This is a genomic window from Massilia sp. P1_C10 (assembly GCF_056406475.1).
Genome location: NZ_JBFUAC010000008.1, coordinates 166,815 through 186,660 on the forward strand (window position 1 = coordinate 166,815; position 19,846 = coordinate 186,660).

Here is a 19,846-nt window from a genome sequence, read left to right on the forward strand (position 1 = left end):
TTTCGCTGCGGCGAATGGCTCGCTCAGTGCGCGGCCCGCTCCTCGCCCAGCCGCTTGTCGAGCAGCTTGGCGGCGCCGGCGGCGTATTCGCGGCAGGCCGCGCTGTCGATGAAGGCATTGTGCTCGGGGGTGCGCGCGGCGGCCTTGGCGAAAGTATCGGCCAGGAAGGGATGCGCCGCCAGCAGGATGTCGCATTTGAGCGCGCCGACCTTGGCGATGCTGGCGGCGAAGGCGCCCGAGATGTCCGCGCCGCCGTCCTTGCCGGTGAAATGGAAGCCGTCGCGCGAGATCGGATTCAGACTGTCTGCGTAGACCACTTCCTCGCATTTGCCCGCCTCGCAAGACTGCCACGACCAGGTGATGCTGCCCGGGGTATGGCCGGGCGTCATGTGCGCCGTGATACCGATCGATCCGACCTTGAGCGTCTCGCCTTCGCGCACCACTTTCACTTTGGCGACCTTCGGCACGTGGACTGTGCGCTCGGCGTAGAACTGCGGGTCGTCGGCGACGTGGGTGCCGCTCTTGAGCGCTACCGCGCCGGATGCGCTTGCCGCCACCACGGCGCCGCTGGCGCGCTGCAGCGCCGCGATGCCGCCGGCGTGGTCCCAATGTGCGTGCGAGTTGGCGATCAGTTTCACGTCGCGCATCCGAAAGCCGAGCGCCTTGATGTTCGCCTCGATCAGCGGGGCCGATTGCGGCAGCGCGCCGTCGATCAGGATGTGGCCTCGCGGGCCGGTGATCAGCACCGACGACAGCCCGTCGACGCCGACGTACCAGGTGTTGCCGTACACGTTGAACGGCTTGACCGGCTTGTTCCAGTCCTTGCACTTGTCGCAGGTGACGACGTTTTCGTTGGCATACGCACTACCTGCGATCGCCAGCGCCAGCAGCGCTACGATTTTCTTCAACATTGTCATTTTGCCTCTCTCAGGTTCAAAAAAAGGGCGCCCGTGGCGCCCTTCATTACAGCTTGATGCTGCTTACACGTTAAACAGGAAGTTCAGCACGTCGCCGTCCTTGACCACGTATTCCTTGCCCTCGGCGCGCATCTTGCCCGCTTCCTTGGCGCCGGCCTCGCCCTTGTAGGCGATGTAGTCGTCGTAGGCGATGGTCTGGGCGCGAATGAAGCCGCGCTCGAAGTCGGTGTGGATCACGCCGGCCGCCTGCGGCGCGGTGTCGCCGACGTGGATGGTCCAGGCGCGCACTTCCTTCACGCCCGCGGTGAAGTAGGTCTGCAGGCCGAGCAGCTTGTAGGCGGCGCGGATCAGGCGATCGAGGCCCGGCTCTTCCATGCCCATGTCGGCCAGGAAGGCGCCCTTGTCGGCGTCGTCGAGGTCGGCGATTTCCGATTCGATCGCGGCGCAGATCGCGACGATCGGCGCGTTCTGCTCCTTGGCGTAGGCGGTCAGCTGGTCGAGCAGCGGGTTGTCCTTGAAGCCGGTGTCGGACACGTTGGCGACGAACATGGCCGGCTTGGCGGTGATCAGGCACAGGGTCTTGATCAGCGCCATGTCGTCGGCATCGAGGCCGGCGGTGCGCACAGGCTTGCCTTCGTTCAGGTGCGGCATCAGGCGTTCGCACACGGCGACCAGCTTGGCGGCATCCTTGTCGCCCGAGCGCGCCTTCTTGTTTTCGCGGTGGATCGCCTTCTCGACGGCGGCCATGTCGGCCAGCGCCAGCTCGGTCTGGATCACTTCGATGTCGTCGAGCGGGCTGACCTTGCCGGAAACGTGGATCACGTTGTCGTCTTCGAAGCAGCGCACCACATTGACGATCGCGTCGGTTTCGCGGATGTGCGACAGGAACTGGTTGCCCAGGCCCTCGCCCTTCGACGCGCCCGCCACCAGCCCGGCGATGTCGACGAATTCGACGATCGCGTTGACCATGCGCTCCGGCTTGACGATGTCGGCCAGCGCTTGCATGCGCGTATCCGGCACTTCGACCACGCCGACGTTCGGCTCGATCGTGCAGAACGGATAGTTCTCGGCCGGGATGCCGGCCTTGGTCAGGGCGTTAAAAAGGGTGGACTTGCCGACGTTAGGCAGGCCGACGATGCCGCATTGGAGACTCATGGGAAAACTTTCTAGATCGATGGACGGGGCCGCGCGGGCGCAGGATTCCCCAAAACCCCACATTGTACCCTTGGACGGGGTGCGCTGCCGCAAAATCAGGCGATTTCAACGCCGGCGAGGGGCCGCCATCGCTCCGAATCCTCAAATCGGCAGCACGAGGGACAGATCGGGCTTTGCGACGAATCCAGCGAACTCGTCGCGCAGGCGTTCGCCCTCCCCGATCGCACGGCGCCAGTCGGCGATGCGGGCGTCGTGGTCGAGGCCGTGGTGGGTGAAGTCCTTGCGGTCGGGCAACTTGGCGCGCGGCAGGCGACGCAGGAACTCGGCGCTGGGCGCGACGATGATGACGTTGTCGAGCCAGCTTCTGCGCGGACCGCGCGCGGTGCGGCGCCACGGCATCGCCTTGTCCAGCCAGCCAGGAACTATGTGCTCGCCGAAGTGCGGATACAGCACCAGGTCATCGCCGAGCCGCGAATACGGCAGCGCCAGGTGATAGTCGATGATGCCGCCGTCCCAGTAATTGCCCGGCGGCGCGCCGGCCAGACCGCGCACCGGCTGCATGATCAGCGGCAGGCTGCCGGAGGCCAGCAGTGCGGATGGCAGGTTGTCCTGTGTCAACGTGGCGAAGTGGGTGGTGAAACCGTCGAAAGAATCGCGCAGCCAGCCGGCGCCGCCGCGCGGGTCGCCGACGACGACGCGCTCCATCACGCCTGCGAGCAAACCACGCGAGACCATGTTGCGCAGCGCGGCGGTCGCGAAACCGCGCAGCTCGGAGTTGCGGCCGATCGGCGCCGCCAGCACGCCGATGCCGCGATCGGTCAGCAGGTGGAGCCGGTAGTGTGGATGCATAAGAATTTCTAATGCATGGGGACCAAGAAAACCGGCCAGCAAGTCGCGGCAGACGTCGTCGATTTCCCGCTGCGTCGGCCTGGTGCTGGTGTAGCGCTGGCCGGCGTACAGTTCGCCGAGCCGCGCGAAGGCGGCGACCGGGTCCGGCTGGCAGGCTGCGGCCATGCGCCAGGCGCCGATCGACGAGCCGATCAGGGTGCGCTCGCGCGGCGATTGCGGCAGCCAGTGGCCGAACAGGTACTGGTCGAGCGCCTGGAAAATCAGGCCTTTCGGACCGCCGGCGGCGGCGGGAATGACGCCGATGTCGGCGGCGCGCAAGCCGTGCTCGCGCAGGCGCGCCATCGCTGCCGGCCCCGCGTGGAAGGAAAGTGAACTCATCGGCAAATTATCGCAGGAACACCGAACTGCGTGCGACAGGGATGCGCGCGTCGCGAATTCGCGCCAGAATTCCGAAATGACGAAACGAGATATTTTCGCGGAGCTGGTCGAAGGGGTCGTCGCCCTGGCGGATGAACGGGCTGGGCGCACTACGCTCAAGAGGAACTTTGTGGAACATCCCCGCGCGCCGGCAAAAACTGGTTCATCCCGCAGTGGTTTGCGAACTGGAACTCGGGCGTTTCGCGCAAGGCGGCGCAAACTCTATCGCTAAAATGGGGTCAGGTCCGCAGGACCAGATCCCGAGTCCGATCCTCAGGCGGTGTGCAGCTGCATCGTAGCGGCGTCGAACTTGCCGTCGAAGACCAGCGGCAGCACCCGCAGCGCCTTGTCGATCGATTCGTCGATCAGGCTCTGCTCCTCCTTGCGCGGCCGGTGCAGCACGAAATCGGCCACCGCCTGCTGCGAATTCGCACTGCGCGGATGGCCGATGCCGATCCGCAGCCGCCAATAGTCCTGCGTCCCGACCGCCGCGGTGATGTCCTTCAGGCCGTTGTGCCCGCCCGACGAGCCGCCCTTCTTCATCTTGACGATGCCCGGCGCGAGGTCGAGCTCGTCGTGGACCACCAGCACTTCATCCGGATTGATCTTGTAGAAGCGCGCGAGCTGCCCGACCGACAGGCCGGAGCGGTTCATGTAGGTCAGCGGCTCGAGCAGCCATAGTTCGTTGCCGCCGACCTTGGTCTTGGCGACCTTGGCGTTGAAACGCGACTCGTGCTGCAGCCGGCAGCCCGGCAAGCTGTTGGCCAGGTTGTCGACCAGCCAGAAGCCGGCGTTGTGGCGGGTTTGTTCGTATTCGGGGCCGGGGTTGCCGAGGCCGACGATCAGGCGGATGGACATTATTGAAATTTTCAGGCGAAAGCGTGATTATCGCGGAAATTGGGCAAGAAAAAACCCGCCGGGCGCGAGCCGGGCGGGTTTTTTTGATACTAGGGAAGAATTACTTCTTCTTGGTCTCTTCTTCGGCAGCAGCGGCAGTCGCGGTCGCGTCAGCGGCAACGTGGCCAGCTGGAACGGCAGCGGTAGCGACGGTCAGGTTCTGGCCGTGGGTCAGCGCGGTCACGCCTTTTGGCATGACCAGGTCAGCAACGTGGATCGAGTGGCCGACGTCGATGGTGGCCAGGTCGACGTTGATGAACTCAGGCAGGTCGGCTGGCAGGCAGCTGATTTCCAGTTCCGACATCACGTGCGAAACGATCGCGCCGTGCAGCTTGACCGCTGGCGAAACGTCGGCATTGATGAAGTGCAGCGCGACTTTGGTGTGCACCTTGCTCTTCGCATCGACGCGCTGGAAGTCAGCGTGCATGACCAATTGCTTGTATGCGTGCATCTGGAAGTCGCGCAGCATGACCGCCTGGGTCTTGCCGTCGATTTCCATGTCCAGGATCGAACCGTGGAAGGCTTCTTTTTTCAGCGCGTGGTACAGCGCGTTGCCGTCCAGGGCGATCAGCACAGGGGCTTCAGCGCCACCGTAGATGATGCCAGGCGTCTGGCCGGAAGTACGCAGGCGGCGGCTCGCTCCGGACCCCTGCAAAGTGCGATTGAATGCGATAACTTTCATGTGTTACTCCAAAAAGTGCGGCGCTTGATCGCGCCGCGTTGTGAAGCCCCCGCGACCAGGGGCTCCGAGATCGGGCCCCAAAAACTGGAACCCGAGAAAACGTCAACGGCGCACCAGGCAAATTGCCCGTGCGCCGCGCTAAAACAATGGGGCCAGGTCGCCAGGACCAGACCCCGATAATCGTCTTGCTTAGTCGATGAACAGCGAAATCACCGAGTCGCCCTTGATGATGCGCTTGAACGTTTCAGCCAGCAATGGCGCGCAGGTCAGCTGGCGAATCTTGCCGCAGGCCGCTGCTGCGTCCGACAGCGGAATCGTGTCGGTGACCACCAGCTCGTCCAGCGACGAGGCGGAGATGCGCTCGATCGCAGGACCCGACAACACCGCGTGCGTGCAATACGCCACGACTTTCTTGGCGCCGCGCTCTTTCAGCACTTCAGCGGCCTTGGTCAAGGTACCCGCGGTGTCGACCATGTCGTCCATGATCACGCAGTTGCGGCCTTCGACTTCACCGATGATGTTCATCACTTCCGACACGTTCGCCTTCGGGCGGCGCTTGTCGATGATCGCCAGGTCGCAGCCGAGGCGCTTGGCCAGCGCACGGGCGCGCACCACGCCGCCGACGTCCGGCGAGACCACCAGCAGGTCGCCGTAGTTTTTCTTTTGCAGGTCGCCCAGCAGGATCGGCGACGCGTATATATTGTCAACCGGGATATCGAAGAAGCCCTGGATCTGGTCGGCGTGCAGGTCCATGATCAGGACGCGCTCGACGCCGGCTTTTTCCAGCATGTTGGCGACCACCTTGGCCGAGATCGCGACGCGCGCCGAACGCGGGCGGCGGTCCTGGCGGGCGTAACCGAAGTAAGGGATTGCCGCGGTGATGCGGCCAGCCGAGGCGCGCTTGAGGGCGTCGACCATCAGGATGATTTCCATCAGGCTGTCGTTGGTCGGGGCGCAGGTCGACTGCAGCACGAACACGTCCTTACCGCGGACGTTCTCGTTGATTTCGACCATGACTTCGCCATCCGAGAACTTGGAGACGACTGCCTTGCCAAGCGGAATGCCGAGGTTTTTTGCGACTCCTTCTGCCAGCGCCGGGTTAGCGTTGCCGGTAAAAACCATCAGGTTTTCATAAGCCATGGGAGTCCCAAGAGAAGTAACGTTGAATTCTTGAAAAGACGCCAGCCCAGTGGCCGACGCTATGCTAAGGATGACTCGCGGAGGGCGAGTCCATCGATCCTGCCAGCTGGACGCACACTTCGCATCGACAGTCCGACAAAATTAATGGCAGGGGAACAAGGATTCGAACCTTGGTATGCTGGAATCAAAATCCAGTGCCTTAACCAGCTTGGCGATTCCCCTACGCAACTTACTGCTTGTCGCTGTGCCCGACATTGTAGCGTCAAACATCACGACAAACCAAATTCTATTCTATAACTCGTGCAACTTGCAACAGCGCCTGCATCGGATGGCGCGTCAGCGATTTGGCTTTCCACGCCCGCCATTTCGAGGGCATGTCGGCCAGCACCGCGTCGGCTTGCGCTTCGTTGGCAAACGCGCAAAACACGCATGCTCCCGAACCGGTCATCCTGGCGTCGCCGTAATTTCCGAGCCATTCGACCGCCTCGGCTACCGGCGGGAACAAGCGCGTCGCTACGGACTGCAAGTCGTTTTTACCGAACCCCTTCAAATCGTTTTCGACTGTCAGGTGTCTGGAAAAGTCCGTTATTCTGACGGGTTTGCTGTCCCTTGTCAAATCCCCGGCGCAAAATATTGCCGCGGTGGGTACCGCGACGCCCGGCTCGATCACCACGTACCAGCAGTCGGGTGTGGCCAAAGGTTCGAGCTTTTCCCCCACGCCCTCGGCAAACGCGTTCTCGCCGAAGATGAAAAACGGGATGTCGGCGCCCAGCGGCAGGCCCAGCGCCATCAGCTCGTCGCGGTCGAGGCCGGCCTGCCACAGGTGGTTGACGGCGATCAGCGCGGTGGCCGCGTCGGACGAGCCGCCGCCCAGCCCGCCGCCCATCGGCAGGCGCTTGTCGATCGCCACGTCGACGCCTGGCGGCAGCCGGCCATGGCGGCGCTGGAACTCGGCCTGCAGCAGGCGCAGCGCGCGCACGATCAGGTCCTGTTCCTCCGGCACGCCGGGCATGTCGGTGACGCGGCGGATCTCGCCGTCCTCGCGCAGGTCGAAGTGCAGGGTGTCGCCGTGGTCGATCAGCTGGAACGCGCTCTGCAGCAGGTGGTAACCGTCGGCGCGGCGGCCGGTGACGTGCAGGAACAGGTTGAGCTTGGCCGGGGCCGGGCAATCGTGCAGCGAACGTCCCGTCATGCTCAGCCTTGCGGATTGATGATGATGCGGATCGCCAATTCGTCGGCGGTGGCGCTGGCGCTGTGCTCGGCGTGGATCAGCTTGGGCACCGGCCGCGCGGCGTTCTCATCCTGCCACGAGACGAAACGCAGGCGCCAGCCGTCGCTGGTGGTGACGGTGTTGTTGGCCGGCGAGGCGGCGAAGCGCTTGCCGTCGGCGCCGGTGGCGTAGCCCTGCATCCAGTCTTTCAGGCCGGACACCGGCAGCGACCAGCCGAGCTCCTGCGCGGTCAGCGTGTCGATGTCTTTCGCCGTGCGCGGCGCCTTGTCGGCTTGGACCAGCGTCGCCGACTCGGGCGTGATGCTGATTTTGGCCACCGTCGACATCGGCGAGGACAGGCTGATGTCGATCCGGCCCGGCGTCTGCGACCAGCTGTAATTCACGGTGACCAACTCGGGATTGCCGTCCTTGCGATAGTTGACCGACAGCCGGCCGGCCGCGTCGAAGGTGCTGCGGTAGTCGGCGACCGGGTTGACGGAAACGCTGGCGCAGCCGCCCATCAGCGCCGCGCACAGGGCGGCGGCTACAATTTTCTTTGCTTGCATCGTGTCTTTCAAAGGCTCAGGCGCAGGCGCGCGAGCGTGTTTTTGAGGGTGTCGTTCTGGGGATCCTTGGCGCGCGCTTCACGCCACAGTTTCTGCGCGTCGGCCTTGTCGCCCTTCTGCCACAGCACTTCGCCCAGGTGCACCGCGATCTCGGGATCGCTGCGCAGCGCGTAGGCCTGGCGCAGCTGCGCCTCGGCCGCGCGCAGGTTGCCGAGCCGGTACTGCACCCAGCCCATGCTGTCCATGATGAAGGGGTCGCCCGGCGCCAGCTTCAGCGCCTTGTCGATCAGCTCGAACGCTTCCTGCAGGCGCACGTTGCGCTCGGCCAGCGAGTAGCCCAGCGCGTTGTAGGCGTGGTGGTTGTCGGGCACCTGCTGCATCACCTGGCGCAGGCTGGCTTCCATCACGTCGAGGCGGCCCGTCTTCTCGGCCAGCAGGGCGAAATCGTACAGCAGGTCGGGATTGGTGGGGAACTTCGCCACGCCGCCCTGCATCACCGTGAAGGCCGCTTCGAGCTGGCCGGCATCGCGCAGGATCTGGCCGTCGGCCAGCACCAGCTGCGCCTGCTCGGCCGGCTGGGCCGCCGGCAGGCCGGCCACCAGCTTGCGCGCGGCGGGCACGTCGCCGTGTTTGGCGACCAGCGCAGCGCGCTTGAGCTGGGCATTGAACCAGGCGTTGTCCTCGCCCTGCTCCACCTTGTCGAGCCATTGCAGCGCCAGTTTGGTGTCGCCGCGCTCTTCGGCCAGCTGGGCCAGGATCAGGAACGCTTTCGAACCGTCGGCTTCGCTGTCGGGCCTGGCCGCCAGCGCCGCGGCGAAGCGGGTGAAGTAGCCTTCGGCGCCCTTGCTGTCGTTCAGCTGCAGCGACATGACGCCGAGCGCGTACAGCGTGCCGAGGTTGTCGGGCTGGCCTTTGAGCAAGGCGAGGAATTCGTCGCGCGCCGGGCCGTATTGCTTGCCGCTGACGAGCGCCCGCGCATGCGCCGAACGCACTTCGCGCGCGCCCGGGTTTGCCACGAGGAATTGCGCCAGCACCTTTTCGGCCGCCGCTTCGTCGCCGCTGACCTGGGCCAGCATCAGCACGGCGATTTCCGAATCCGGCTTGATCGCCAGCGCCGCGCGCGCTTCCGCAGCAGCGCGCTCCTTGTCGCCGCGGCCGAAAGCGGCCTGGGCCAGCACCACGTGCGCTTCCATCGTGGCCGAATACGGCGCCACCAGGCGTTCCAGCATGGCCGCGGCGCCGGCCTTGTCCTTGGCGCGCGCCAGCAGTTGCTGGGCCTGGAACATCGCCAGCCCGCGGTCGCCGGCGGCGGCGCCCTTGAGCCGCTGCGCCAGGATAGGCTCGGCGTCGGCAATGTTGTCGGACATCACCACAAACGCCAGGTAGTACTGCGACGCCTCTTCCGACCCGGGCGCCAGTTCGCGCCACAGGCGGATCGCCGCCAGCGTCGGATCGCTCTGCCGGGCCGACATCGCCATCTCGGTGGCGCGCTGGGCCAGGCGCGGATCGCGCGTCTGCTGCGCCGCCACCATCATGCTCAGGTAGGCGGTCTGCCAGTTGCCGTTGCGGAAATCCAGCTCGGCCTTCATCAGCTTGTACAGCAGCTCCTTGGACAGGGCCACGTTCGGCAGGTGCTGCTCGGGCGCCGGCGCCTCTTGCGGCTCGGCAACCTCGGCGACCGGCGCGGGCTCGGGCGCGGCAACCGGCGCGGGCGCGACAGGCTGCGGCGGCGCCGGCCGGGGCGTGGCGCACGCGGTCAGCAGTCCAGCGAGGGTTACAATGGCGAAAGCGTTTTTCAAGGCAATTCCAAGATGACACGAATGATTCCAGATTCTACGCCCAACCCTCGCGCCGCGTGTGCGCCGGCGCTGAAAGTGCGGTGCTGAGATGCCGGAATTGCCGGAAGTCGAAGTCACGCGGCGCGGCGTCGCGCCCCACCTCGAAGGGCGCGTGGTCGACAGCGTGCTGCTGCGCCGCGAAGGCCTGCGCTGGCCGTTCCCGCCGGACCTGCCGACGCTGCTTGCCGGGCGCCGCATCCTGTCGACCGGACGCCGCGGCAAGTACCTGCTGCTGCACTTCGAGCACGGCACCCTGATCATCCACCTGGGCATGTCCGGCCACCTGCGGGTGCTGGCGCCGGGCGCCGAACTGAAAAAGCACGACCATTTCGACCTGGTGGTGAACGGGCCCGACGGCAAGCAGGTGCTGCGCCTGCACGATCCGCGCCGCTTCGGCGCCGTGCTGTGGCATCCGCATGACGACGGCGAACTGGACCAGCACCTGCTGCTGCGCGGCCTGGGCGTCGAGCCGCTCGAGCCGGGTTTCGACGGCGCCACCCTGTTTCGCGCCAGCCGCGGCCGCAGCGCCCCGGTCAAGCAGTTCCTGCTGGCCGGCGACGTGGTGGTCGGGGTGGGCAATATCTACGCCTGCGAGAGCCTGTTTCGCGCCGGGATCAACCCGAAAACCAGCGCCGGCCGCATCTCGCGTGGACGATATGACAAGCTCGCCCTTGCCATTCGAGAAATCCTGGCCGAAGCCATCGTCCAGGGCGGCAGCACCTTGCGCGATTTTATTGCGGTGAATGGACAATCGGGCTATTTCCAACAGACGTATTTCGTCTATGATCGTGCAGGAGTGCCGTGCCGCAACTGTGGCGCCCCGATACGCCAGATCAGGCAGGGGCAGCGGTCCACGTTTTATTGCGTGAATTGCCAGAAATAGGCGCTCGGAAAACAACACAACAGGCAGGGAAAACGATGGTGCACGATTTTCAACAGTACAGCGCGTGGCGCGAAGGCGTGACCGAGGCGCTGGCGAGCTACCAGATGTGGGTAAACGCGGCCGAGCTGACCGACGCCGCCACCGAGCAGCGCATCGCGCGCGCGCTGGGCCGGCTGGCCGACGACAAGCTGTCGATCGCCTTCGTCGCCGAATTCTCGCGCGGGAAATCCGAGCTGATCAACGCGATCTTCTTCGCCGACTACGGCCAGCGCATCCTGCCCTCGTCGGCTGGGCGTACCACCATGTGCCCGACCGAACTGATGTACGACCCGGCCTGGCCGCCGTCGCTGCGCCTGCTGCCGATCGAAACGCGCGCCGGCCACCAGTCGACCAGCGACTACCGTGACGACGCCGCCGCGTGGACCGTGTTCCCGCTGGCGCTCGACGCCGGCGACAACATGACCGAGACCTTCAAGCAGGTCGGCCTGACCAAGCGCGTGCCGATTGAAGAAGCCAAGAGCTACGGCCTGTTCGACGAGACCGATCCGGACGTCGCGGCCACGGTCGACGCCGACGGCGCCGTCGAAATTCCGCTGTGGCGCCACGCGATCATCAACTTCCCGCACCCGCTGCTGAAACAGGGCCTGGTGATCCTCGACACGCCGGGCCTGAACGCGATCGGCACCGAGCCCGAACTGACGCTGAACCTGATCCCGAACGCGCACGCGGTGCTGTTCATCCTGGCCGCCGAAACCGGCGTGACCAAGAGCGACATCGAAGTGTGGCGCACCCACATCGGGCCGGGCACAGGCCGCATCGTGGTCCTCAACAAGATCGACGCGATGTGGGACGAACTCAAGACCGAGGCCGAAAACGACGCCGCGATCGACCGCCAGCAGGCCAGCGTCGCCCAGCTGCTCGCGCTCGATCCGCGCCAGGTGTATCCGGTGTCGGCGCAGAAGGCGCTGGTCGGCAAGATCAACGAGGACATGGCGCTGCTCGAAAAGAGCCGCCTCGGCCAGCTCGAATCGGCGCTGTTCAACGAGCTGATTCCGGCCAAGAAGGACATCATCCGCAAGCAGCTGTCGGACGACATGGCGCAGCTGGTGGGCGCGCAGCACGCGATGCTCAACGCGCGCATCCGCGACATCGTCGAGCAGCTGCACGAGCTGAAAAGCCTGCGCGGCAAGAACCAGAGCGTGGTCGCGCACATGATGCGCCGCATCGACGTCGAGAAGAAGGACTTCGACGCCAGCCTGCAGACGCTGGCCGGCACGCGCTCGGTGTTCGCGCGCCTGTCGACCGAGCTGTATTCGTCGCTGGGCATGGACACCGTGCAGGCCGAGATCGACGCCGTGCGCGAAGGGATGCAGGCCAGCCGCTTCGCCACCCGCATGCGCGCGCCGGTCAAGGTGTTCTTCGACCAGGTGCGCGGCCACCTCGCCGAGTCCGACGTCAAGATCACCGAAATCGGCCAGATGATGGAATCGATGTACCGCAAGTTCACCACCGAGCACGGACTGTCGCTGGCGCTGCCGATGCTGTTTTCGCTCGAAAAATACCGGCTCGAGATCGACACGGTCGAAGCGGTCTACCAGAAGCAGTTCGGCACCACGACGCTGCTGATGACCAGCCGCGGCGCGCTGATGGAACGCTTCTTCGACTCGATCGCCTCGCGCGTGCGGCGCAACTTCAGGGCTGCCAACGCCGACGTCGAAGCGTGGCTGAAGGTGATCATGGCGCCGCTCGAAGCGGAGATCCGCAAGCACAAGGACCAGCTCAAGCACCGCCTCGCGTCGATCCAGCGCATCCACGAAGCGACCGGCAGCCTGGAACAGAAGATCGAGGCGCTCGAAGCCACGCAGGGCGACCTGGAACGCGTGAAGGCGCAGCTGCACCAGCTGGCCGGCGGCGTGAACCTGGCGCTGCAATCGGAGCGGGCGGCCTTGGCGGCGGCCGCGTGAAGCGGCTGACCGAATTCGACCAGCTGGCCGACCCGACTTTTTCGGCCGCCGTCATCGACTGGCAGCGCCAGCACGGGCGCCATGCGCTGCCGTGGCAGAACACCACCGACGCCTACCGCATCTGGCTGTCCGAGATCATGCTGCAGCAGACCCAGGTCGCGGCGGTGCTCGGTTATTACGAGCGCTTCCTGGAGCGTTTTCCGAACGTCGAATCGCTGGCCGCCGCGCCATCGGAAGACGTGATGGCGTTGTGGAGCGGGCTCGGTTACTACACGCGGGCGCGCAACCTGCACGCCTGCGCCAGGCGCGTGGTGGCCGAATACGGCGGCGTGTTCCCGGTCGATCCGGCGCTGCTGGCCGACCTTCCCGGCATCGGCCGCTCGACGGCCGCGGCGATCACCGCGTTCGCCAACGGCACCCGCGCCGCTATCCTCGACGGCAACGTCAAGCGCGTGTTCGCGCGCGTGTTCGGCATCGACCAGTACCCGGGCATCAAGCCGGTGGAAGACGCGCTGTGGCGCCGTGCCGATGCACTGCTGCCGGAAGCCGGCATCGAGCGCTACACGCAGGGACTGATGGATCTCGGAGCGACGCTGTGCACGCGCTCCAGCCCGTCGTGCGAACGCTGCCCGCTGCGCGAACGCTGCGTCGCGTTTGCGACCGCGCGCACGGCCGAACTGCCGGTGCGCAAACCGAAGAAGACGAATCCGGAGAAGCGCGCGGCGATGCTGGTGATCGTCGATGGCGGCCAGGTGCTGCTGGAACAGCGCGCCGACAGCGGCATCTGGGGCGGCTTGCTGTCGCTGCCGGAGGCCGATGGACACCTCGCTCTGGACGAGGCAGCGGCCGACGTACTGGCGGCGGCAAGCCGGTTCGGCGAGGTCGAGGAAGTGCAGGCGCTGCTGCCGCTGGTGCACGTGTTTACGCACTACAAGCTGCATATTCATCCACACCGGATCGCGCTGACGCATCGCGCGCAGGTCGATGGGTTTGTGTGGTGGGATATGGCCAAAATCGAGCAGGCGCCCTTGCCTGCCCCGGTCAAAAAACTGCTGGTCGAACTTTCCCGACCCAGCCTCTTCGCCTGAGAGCTGGGGTCAGGTCCGCCGGACTTGACCCCGCCGTTGTCCGCGTCCGTCGATTTGTTCTACAGCTCGATCTTGGGGTCAGACCCCGATTGCTCGCGCGTCAAATGCGGGCCCGAACAACCCAATCCCATTCAGTTCAAACGTCTAACACGAAAGCAACAAAATTAATACTTGGAATGTTGATGGATTGTTATTGGTTCCGAGGCGGTGTATGTTTCCCTGAAGACTCTGACTTCCGGAATAGACAGGAGCATCGTGCAAGCTGTCGATCAAACCATTTCGCTGGCCATCCAGAATTACGCCACAAATCTTGAGAAACATTTCAAGTGTGACGTGATCGCCTATATGGGACCGATCTACCCGTATGCCTTAACACGCTACCGTGAGATCATCGAAGGTCTCAAATCATCCGCACATAAGCCGGACGGACATCAGTCGCATTGTCTGATCATCGTTCTGACCACAGTGGGCGGTGTGGTCGAGACCGTTGAGAAGATGGTTCAAATAACCCGGCACCACTACCAGCACGTGTCCTTCATCGTTCCCGATATGGCAATGTCCGCAGGCACTGTCTGGTGCATGTCTGGCGACCGAATCTACATGGACTATGCGTCATCTCTTGGCCCTATCGATCCGCAAGTGCAATCTTCGAACGGTACCGGGGGACTCGTGCCGGCGCTCGGTTACTTGGAAAAAGTCCGGGAGTTTATCGAGAAATCGAACAACAACAGCTTAAGTGCGGCTGAGATAGTTATGTTGAGGGGACTGGACCTGGCGGAACTTCATCGTTTTGAACAAGCGAAAGAACTGTCGATTTCCCTCCTTAAACAATGGCTCGTGAAGTACAAGTTCAAGAATTGGACCGAACATCGGACCACTAATCCAGGCAGTGCGGTGACAGAAGCGGAGCGCGAAGAACGAGCACAACAAATTGCAGGGAATTTGATGGACAACAACCGGTGGCATTCGCACGGCAGGATGATCGATATAAATACCTTGAAGAACGATTTGCGGCTTGAGATCGACGATTATTCGAACGTGCCGGAAGTGCGTGAAAATGTGCGGGTATATAATTCCTTATTGGCGGAGTCAATGGATCGACAAGGATTTCCGCTAATCATTCATAGTGCAAGGGGGTAGCGAAATGTCACTTCAAGAAAATGTCGCCGCAGTGCTTGAAACTGCGCGCACAGAGGCGACGGCGCAATCTCGACGAATTGAAGAGGTATCGAAGTTGGTCGACGACCTTGTGCGGATGGGTGTCGTTGACGCCCCGCATTATCGGCTGGCGCCGACGACGGCGGTCCCGCACGGAATCGCCCACGCGATCAGGATAATTCCCGTCCGTCCGTAGCGATTCGTGTCCCAAGTGCCTCGCTACGATTAGCACGCGAGTTACAGCTCGTCGATCGAGAAGATGCGGCGGTGCTCGCGGATCGCATAGCGGTCGGTCATTCCAGCAATGTAATCCGATATCTTGCGCGCCTGGCGCCCCACGTCCCCGCTCAGCTGCTGATAGTCCGGCGGCAGCAGCACCGGATCCTTCATGAACGCGTCGAACAGTTCCGTCACGATTCGGCTCGCCTTCACGCGCATCCGGTTGACCTGGAAATGGCGGTACAAATTCGCGTGCAGGAAGCGCTTCAGCGCCGTGGTGTCGACCTTCATCTGGTCCGAGAACCGGATCAGCGGCGGCCCCGCGCGCACGTCGTCGATGCTGCGCGGCGCCGTGTCGGCGATCAGCTGCGCGGAGTTGGCCACCACGTCGGCCGTCATCACCGTGATCATGCGGCGCGATGTCTCATACAGTGCGCGCCGGCCCGGCAGCCCGGGATACTGCTGCTCCACCGCGCGGCGGTGACGCGCGAACAGGTCGACTTCGTCCATCTGCGCCATTGTGATCAACCCCGAACGCAGGCCGTCGTCGATGTCGTGGTTGTTGTAGGCGATTTCATCGGCCAGGTTAGTCAGCTGCGCCTCCAGGCTCGGCTGGGTCTTTTCCAGGAAGCGCCGTCCGAGCTCGCCCAAGGTGCGCGCATTGGCCGCCGAGCAGTGCTTGAGGATGCCCTCGCGCGTTTCGAACATCAGGTTCAGGCCGTCGAAGTCGCCGTAATGCTCTTCAAGCTTGTCGACCACGCGCAGACTTTGCAAATTGTGCTCGAAGCCGCCGTGCTCGCGCATGCATTCGTTGAGCACGTCCTGGCCGACGTGGCCGAACGGCGTGTGCCCGAGGTCGTGCGCCAGCGACACCGCTTCGACCAAGTCTTCGTTCAGCTGCAGGCTGCGCGCCAGTGTGCGCCCGATCTGCGCCACTTCGATCGAGTGCGTCAGGCGCGTGCGAAACAGGTCGCCTTCGTGATTCAGGAAGACCTGGGTCTTGTATTCGAGCCGGCGGAACGCGGTGGAGTGGATGATGCGGTCGCGGTCGCGCTGGAATTCGCTGCGCGAGCCGGCCGGCGCTTCCGGGAACGCGCGCCCGCGCCCTTGCGCCGAATGGGCCGCGTACGGAGCGAGGCGGTCGTCGAAATTCATGGCGCGACGACGCTGGCGGCCAGCGTCTCGAGCAGCAGCGCGCGCGGCGCGGTGCCGATGCTCGGGCTGCCCAGCGGCTTGAGCAGGATGAATTTGATCTCGCCGCCTTCGTTTTTCTTGTCCACTTCCATCAGCTCGAGCCAGCGTTCGGCGCCCAGGTCTGGCGCGACGGTCGGCAGGCCGGCCGCGGCCACCAGCGCGCGAACGCGCCGCACCGCCGCCTCGTCGATGTAGCCCATGCGGCGCGACAGGTCGGCCGCCATCACCATGCCGCAGCCGACCGCTTCGCCGTGCAGCCAGACGCCGTAGCCGAGGCCATTTTCGATCGCGTGGCCGAAGGTGTGGCCGAAGTTGAGGATGGCGCGCAGGCCGCCCTCGCGCTCGTCCTGGCGCACCACCTCGGCCTTGATTTCGCAGGAGCGCGCGATCGCGTGCGCCAGCGCGGCCTGGTCGCGCGCCACCAGCTTGCCGATGTTCTGCTCGATCCAGTCGAAGAAGGCGGCGTCGATGATGGCCCCGTGCTTGATCACTTCGGCCAGGCCGGCGGCCAGTTCGCGCGCCGGCAAGGTGGCCAGGGTGGCGGTATCGGCCAGCACCGCGCGCGGCTGGTAGAAGGCGCCGATCATGTTCTTGCCGAGCGGGTGGTTGATGCCGGTCTTGCCGCCCACCGAGGAGTCGACCTGCGCCAGCAAGGTGGTCGGCACCTGCACGAAAGCCACGCCGCGCATGTAGCTGGCGGCGGCAAAGCCGGTCAGGTCGCCGATCACGCCGCCGCCCAGCGCCACCAGCGTGGTCTTGCGGTCGCACTTGTTGGCCAGCAGCGCGTCGAACACCCGCATCAGCGATTCCTGCGTCTTGTACTGCTCGCCGTCGGGCAGCACGATCTCGATCACTTCGCGCCCGGCCGCGCGCAGCGGCGCGGCGACCCGCTCCAGGTACAGCGGCGCGACGGTGGTGTTGCTGACAATGGCGACCTGGCGGCCCTGGATGTGGCGCGCCAGCAGCGCCGGGTCGGCCAGCAGGCCGGGGCCGATCGAGATCGGGTAGCTGCGCTCGCCGAGTTCGACGTTGAGGGAAATGGTGGATTGCCGGGTCATCGATGAAGTGGCCGCCGGGGAGCGCGCGCGGCGCGTAGCCTCGAGCGCCTCGAGCTGGTCCAGAATGGTCTGAACCATCGATTGTACGTTAGGTCGGCCGGTATCGATGACCAGATCGGCGATTTCGCGGTACAAAGGCTCGCGCTGCGCCGTCAGTTCCTCGAGCTTGCGGCGCGGATCGGCGGTCTGCAGCAGGGGCCGGTTCTTGTCGTGCGCGGTGCGCACCATGATGCTGTTGACGTTGGCGCGCAGGTAGACGACGGTGCCGCACGACTTGAGCAGCGCGCGGTTACTCTCGCTCAGCACGGCGCCGCCGCCGGTGGCCAGCACCATGCCGCCCTCGGCGCACAGGTCGCGGATCACTTCCGATTCGCGCCGGCGAAAGCTTTCCTCGCCCTCGATTTCGAAGATCCACGGGATCGAGGCGCCGGTGCGGGCCTCGATCTCATGGTCGGAGTCGACGAAACGCTTGCCCAGCTTCCTGGCGAGGATGCGGCCGATCGTCGTCTTGCCCGCGCCCATGAGTCCGACCAGATAAATGTTATTGCTCGTAATATTGGGCACTGTATTCGCTCAAAATAAAAAAACGGCCAGGATGCTACCTGGCCGTTTAGTGATTTCCGCAATATGGTGTTACGGACAGGTAAACGCTAGTTTAAACGGAAACGACGTTGTGAACCCGAAAGGTGTGGTGATCGACATGTTGAACGTCGCCTTGCTGGCCGCCGTGCAAGGCTTGGGCGCCGTACTCGACAGCGTTACGCGGTGGATCGATCCCTGATTGCCGCTGACGTTGTTGCCGGTCGGATCGTCCGCGGTCAAGCTGTGCGGGAAGATCAGCGGCACGGTCGCAGGAATGACGTCGACGACGCTGGCATTCGCGAGGCTGGTGATGGCCACCGTGGTTCCGGACGGCAACGGGTTCAGGTTCGCATCGTTGATCTGCACGTAGAAGGTGGCCGGATCGGCCGATGCGAAGCTGCCGAGATCGGTGGGCGTGAACTGCGACAGCGGCGTGCTGCCGCCGTTGAGGAAGACATTGGCTGCGCTATTGCCCGACAGGAAAATCGCGATCTTCCCAAACAGGACTGACGCGCCATCGCTGGTGCTGGCGCAGATCGTCGCCACGCCGGCCCGCGTACTGTCGAGCGAGCCGCCGTTCGCCACGTTGTTGCACGCGCTCGGTACCGGCGGGTTCGCCGCGACGCGCGGGTTCTGGACGGTGAAATCAACGGTGCAACCGCCATTGCTGGTGTTGCAGCCGCCTTTGCCGGCGGAACCGATCGCGCCCAGATTGGTCTGGAATACGACCGGAGTGCCATCGGGCACAGGGTTGCCGAACTTGTCGGCGATCAGCGCCGTGACCGTTGTCGCTTTCTGCTTGTCGACACTGGTGTCGAGATTCGGTGACCCCACGCTGAGCGAGAACGCGCGCTGCACCGGCAGGCCGGTAGTGACGACGATCGAGTCGGAGAAGGTCGAGATGCCGCTGCCGAGCGTTGCCTTGACGCGGAAGGTGGTCGGCTTGTCGCCCGAATTGACGGTGGTGATGACCTCGCCGTTCTGATCGGTGTTGTCGGCGTCCTTGTTGAGGTGGACGTCGGTCGTCGTCGTCGTAAAGCTGACCAGCTGCCCTGGCAGCGGGTTGCCGAAGGTGTCGAACACCTTGAATTTCAGCGTGGCCGTCTCGGTGCGCGAAATGCCGCCCTGGCCCCGGATGACGATCGAGTTGTCGACCGGCGATGCGGACGAAAACTGGACCGACGCGGCGGCCGGCACGGCAATCGCCAGCGCGGCAGTGGCCGGCTTCGAGACGCCGTCGGTGGTGGCCGAGATGATGTCGTTGCTGGCGCAGCCCTGGTCGCGGAACACCGCGGTGGCGGTGCCGTTATTGGTCGGCACGGCGGCGGCCAGGGTCGCCTTGCCCGAAGCGACGCAGGTCGAGCTGAAGGTGACGGTCAGCTGCTGGTCGGTGTAACGCGCGCCGCCAGCCAGGACATCGACCGACACGGTGGTCGAACCGTACGCGGCGACGCTGGCCGGCGACAGGGTCAGCGTGCCCAGGGTCAGCGCGGTGGCGCCGACCGAAAAGTTCGCTTCGCCGGTGACCGCGGCGCCCGCCACGGTCGACGTGGCGGTCACCTTGCCGGCGCCGCCGGCCGACAAGCTGGCCGGGCGCACCGAAATGCTGGCGACGCCGGCGGCATCGGTCAGCGCGGTGCCCACCGATGGAGAGAAAACGGCGAGCGCGTTGTCCGTGGTGAACGCGACGATCGCATTCGGGATGACTTTGCCATCCTTGTCCTTCAGCGTGGCCTTCGCCGTCAGCGGCGAACTGGCGCTGAGCGCATTGCTGGCTTGCCCACTGGCGTTGATGAAGGCGAGCGTCATGGTCGGCGCGGCGACCGGCGCCGTGGTGCCGCCGCCTGTGCCGGTACCTGGCGCCGGGCTGCTGCCCGTGCCCACCGTCGTGCCCGGGCTGCCGCCGCCGCCGCCGCAGGCGAGCAGGATGCCGGCCAGCGCCAGCGCGATGGCGCCATTGGCAAGGCGCAGCGCGGCCGTGTTTCGTGATGTCTTCATGGGATAACCTTTTTGTTACTGGTGTCTGGTT

17 protein-coding genes and 1 tRNA gene are annotated in these 19,846 nt (G+C 64.7%); 4 read left to right on the plus strand and 14 right to left on the minus strand.

What is annotated here, in order from left to right; translation table 11 throughout:
• Window positions 1–23: 23 nt before the first annotated feature.
• The 11 genes from bla to AC1D02_RS17745 form a co-directional block, all read right to left on the minus strand.
• Window positions 24–911 (minus strand): subclass B3 metallo-beta-lactamase, encoded by an 888-nt coding sequence (bla, locus tag AC1D02_RS17695; RefSeq protein ID WP_477319241.1) that lies wholly within the window; start codon window positions 909–911, stop codon window positions 24–26.
• Between the two features lie 69 nt (window positions 912–980).
• On the minus strand, window positions 981–2,072 hold the full coding sequence (ychF, locus tag AC1D02_RS17700) for a redox-regulated ATPase YchF (protein WP_477319243.1): 1,092 nt from the start codon (window positions 2,070–2,072) through the stop codon (window positions 981–983).
• Window positions 2,073–2,213: 141 nt separating this feature from the next.
• On the minus strand, window positions 2,214–3,299 hold the full coding sequence (locus tag AC1D02_RS17705) for a patatin-like phospholipase domain-containing protein (RefSeq protein WP_477319245.1): 1,086 nt from the start codon (window positions 3,297–3,299) through the stop codon (window positions 2,214–2,216).
• Window positions 3,300–3,306: 7 nt separating this feature from the next.
• Window positions 3,307–3,477 carry a hypothetical protein gene (locus AC1D02_RS17710; RefSeq protein ID WP_477319247.1) on the minus strand — a complete coding sequence of 57 codons (171 nt, stop codon included), beginning with the start codon at window positions 3,475–3,477 and terminating at the stop codon, window positions 3,307–3,309.
• A gap of 134 nt (window positions 3,478–3,611) precedes the next feature.
• Window positions 3,612–4,196, minus strand: coding sequence for an aminoacyl-tRNA hydrolase (gene pth, locus AC1D02_RS17715; RefSeq protein ID WP_477319249.1), 585 nt, complete (start codon window positions 4,194–4,196; stop codon window positions 3,612–3,614).
• 100 nt (window positions 4,197–4,296) lie between these two features.
• Window positions 4,297–4,917, minus strand: a complete 621-nt coding sequence (locus tag AC1D02_RS17720; protein ID WP_477319251.1) for a 50S ribosomal protein L25/general stress protein Ctc — start codon at window positions 4,915–4,917, stop codon at window positions 4,297–4,299.
• 189 nt (window positions 4,918–5,106) lie between these two features.
• Window positions 5,107–6,057 carry a ribose-phosphate pyrophosphokinase gene (locus AC1D02_RS17725; protein ID WP_477319253.1) on the minus strand — a complete coding sequence of 317 codons (951 nt, stop codon included), beginning with the start codon at window positions 6,055–6,057 and terminating at the stop codon, window positions 5,107–5,109.
• A gap of 145 nt (window positions 6,058–6,202) precedes the next feature.
• Window positions 6,203–6,279 (minus strand) — tRNA-Gln (locus AC1D02_RS17730).
• A 64-nt stretch (window positions 6,280–6,343) separates the two neighbouring features.
• Window positions 6,344–7,249 (minus strand): 4-(cytidine 5'-diphospho)-2-C-methyl-D-erythritol kinase, encoded by a 906-nt coding sequence (ispE, locus tag AC1D02_RS17735; protein ID WP_477319255.1) that lies wholly within the window; start codon window positions 7,247–7,249, stop codon window positions 6,344–6,346.
• 2 nt (window positions 7,250–7,251) lie between these two features.
• Window positions 7,252–7,833: a lipoprotein insertase outer membrane protein LolB gene (locus AC1D02_RS17740; protein ID WP_477319257.1), complete on the minus strand. Its 582-nt coding sequence runs from the start codon at window positions 7,831–7,833 to the stop codon at window positions 7,252–7,254.
• Between the two features lie 8 nt (window positions 7,834–7,841).
• A complete protein-coding gene (locus AC1D02_RS17745; protein WP_477319259.1) occupies window positions 7,842–9,632 on the minus strand; it encodes a tetratricopeptide repeat protein in 1,791 nt (596 codons plus the stop codon).
• Window positions 9,633–9,720: 88 nt separating this feature from the next.
• On the opposite strand from AC1D02_RS17745, the gene mutM reads away from it, so the two are divergent.
• The 4 genes from mutM (at window position 9,721) to AC1D02_RS17765 (ending at window position 14,746) form a co-directional block, all read left to right on the plus strand.
• On the plus strand, window positions 9,721–10,554 hold the full coding sequence (gene mutM / locus AC1D02_RS17750; protein WP_477319261.1) for a bifunctional DNA-formamidopyrimidine glycosylase/DNA-(apurinic or apyrimidinic site) lyase: 834 nt from the start codon (window positions 9,721–9,723) through the stop codon (window positions 10,552–10,554).
• A 35-nt stretch (window positions 10,555–10,589) separates the two neighbouring features.
• On the plus strand, window positions 10,590–12,518 hold the full coding sequence (locus tag AC1D02_RS17755) for a dynamin family protein (protein WP_477319263.1): 1,929 nt from the start codon (window positions 10,590–10,592) through the stop codon (window positions 12,516–12,518).
• Entirely contained in the window at window positions 12,515–13,606 is a 1,092-nt protein-coding gene (mutY, locus tag AC1D02_RS17760; protein ID WP_477319265.1) for an A/G-specific adenine glycosylase, read from the plus strand. The genes AC1D02_RS17755 and mutY overlap by 4 nt, the downstream gene beginning before the upstream one ends.
• A 255-nt stretch (window positions 13,607–13,861) precedes the next feature.
• On the plus strand, window positions 13,862–14,746 hold the full coding sequence (locus tag AC1D02_RS17765; protein ID WP_477319267.1) for an SDH family Clp fold serine proteinase: 885 nt from the start codon (window positions 13,862–13,864) through the stop codon (window positions 14,744–14,746).
• Between the two features lie 255 nt (window positions 14,747–15,001).
• Here AC1D02_RS17765 and AC1D02_RS17770 read toward each other — a convergent pair whose 3' ends face one another.
• The 3 genes from AC1D02_RS17770 to AC1D02_RS17780 form a co-directional block, all read right to left on the minus strand.
• Window positions 15,002–16,138, minus strand: a complete 1,137-nt coding sequence (locus AC1D02_RS17770; RefSeq protein ID WP_477319269.1) for a deoxyguanosinetriphosphate triphosphohydrolase — start codon at window positions 16,136–16,138, stop codon at window positions 15,002–15,004.
• Entirely contained in the window at window positions 16,135–17,757 is a 1,623-nt protein-coding gene (gene aroKB / locus AC1D02_RS17775) for a bifunctional shikimate kinase/3-dehydroquinate synthase AroKB (RefSeq protein ID WP_477319389.1), read from the minus strand. The genes AC1D02_RS17770 and aroKB overlap by 4 nt, the downstream gene beginning before the upstream one ends.
• A 111-nt stretch (window positions 17,758–17,868) precedes the next feature.
• Window positions 17,869–19,815, minus strand: coding sequence for an Ig-like domain-containing protein (locus AC1D02_RS17780; RefSeq protein ID WP_477319271.1), 1,947 nt, complete (start codon window positions 19,813–19,815; stop codon window positions 17,869–17,871).
• Window positions 19,816–19,846: the final 31 nt, after the last annotated feature.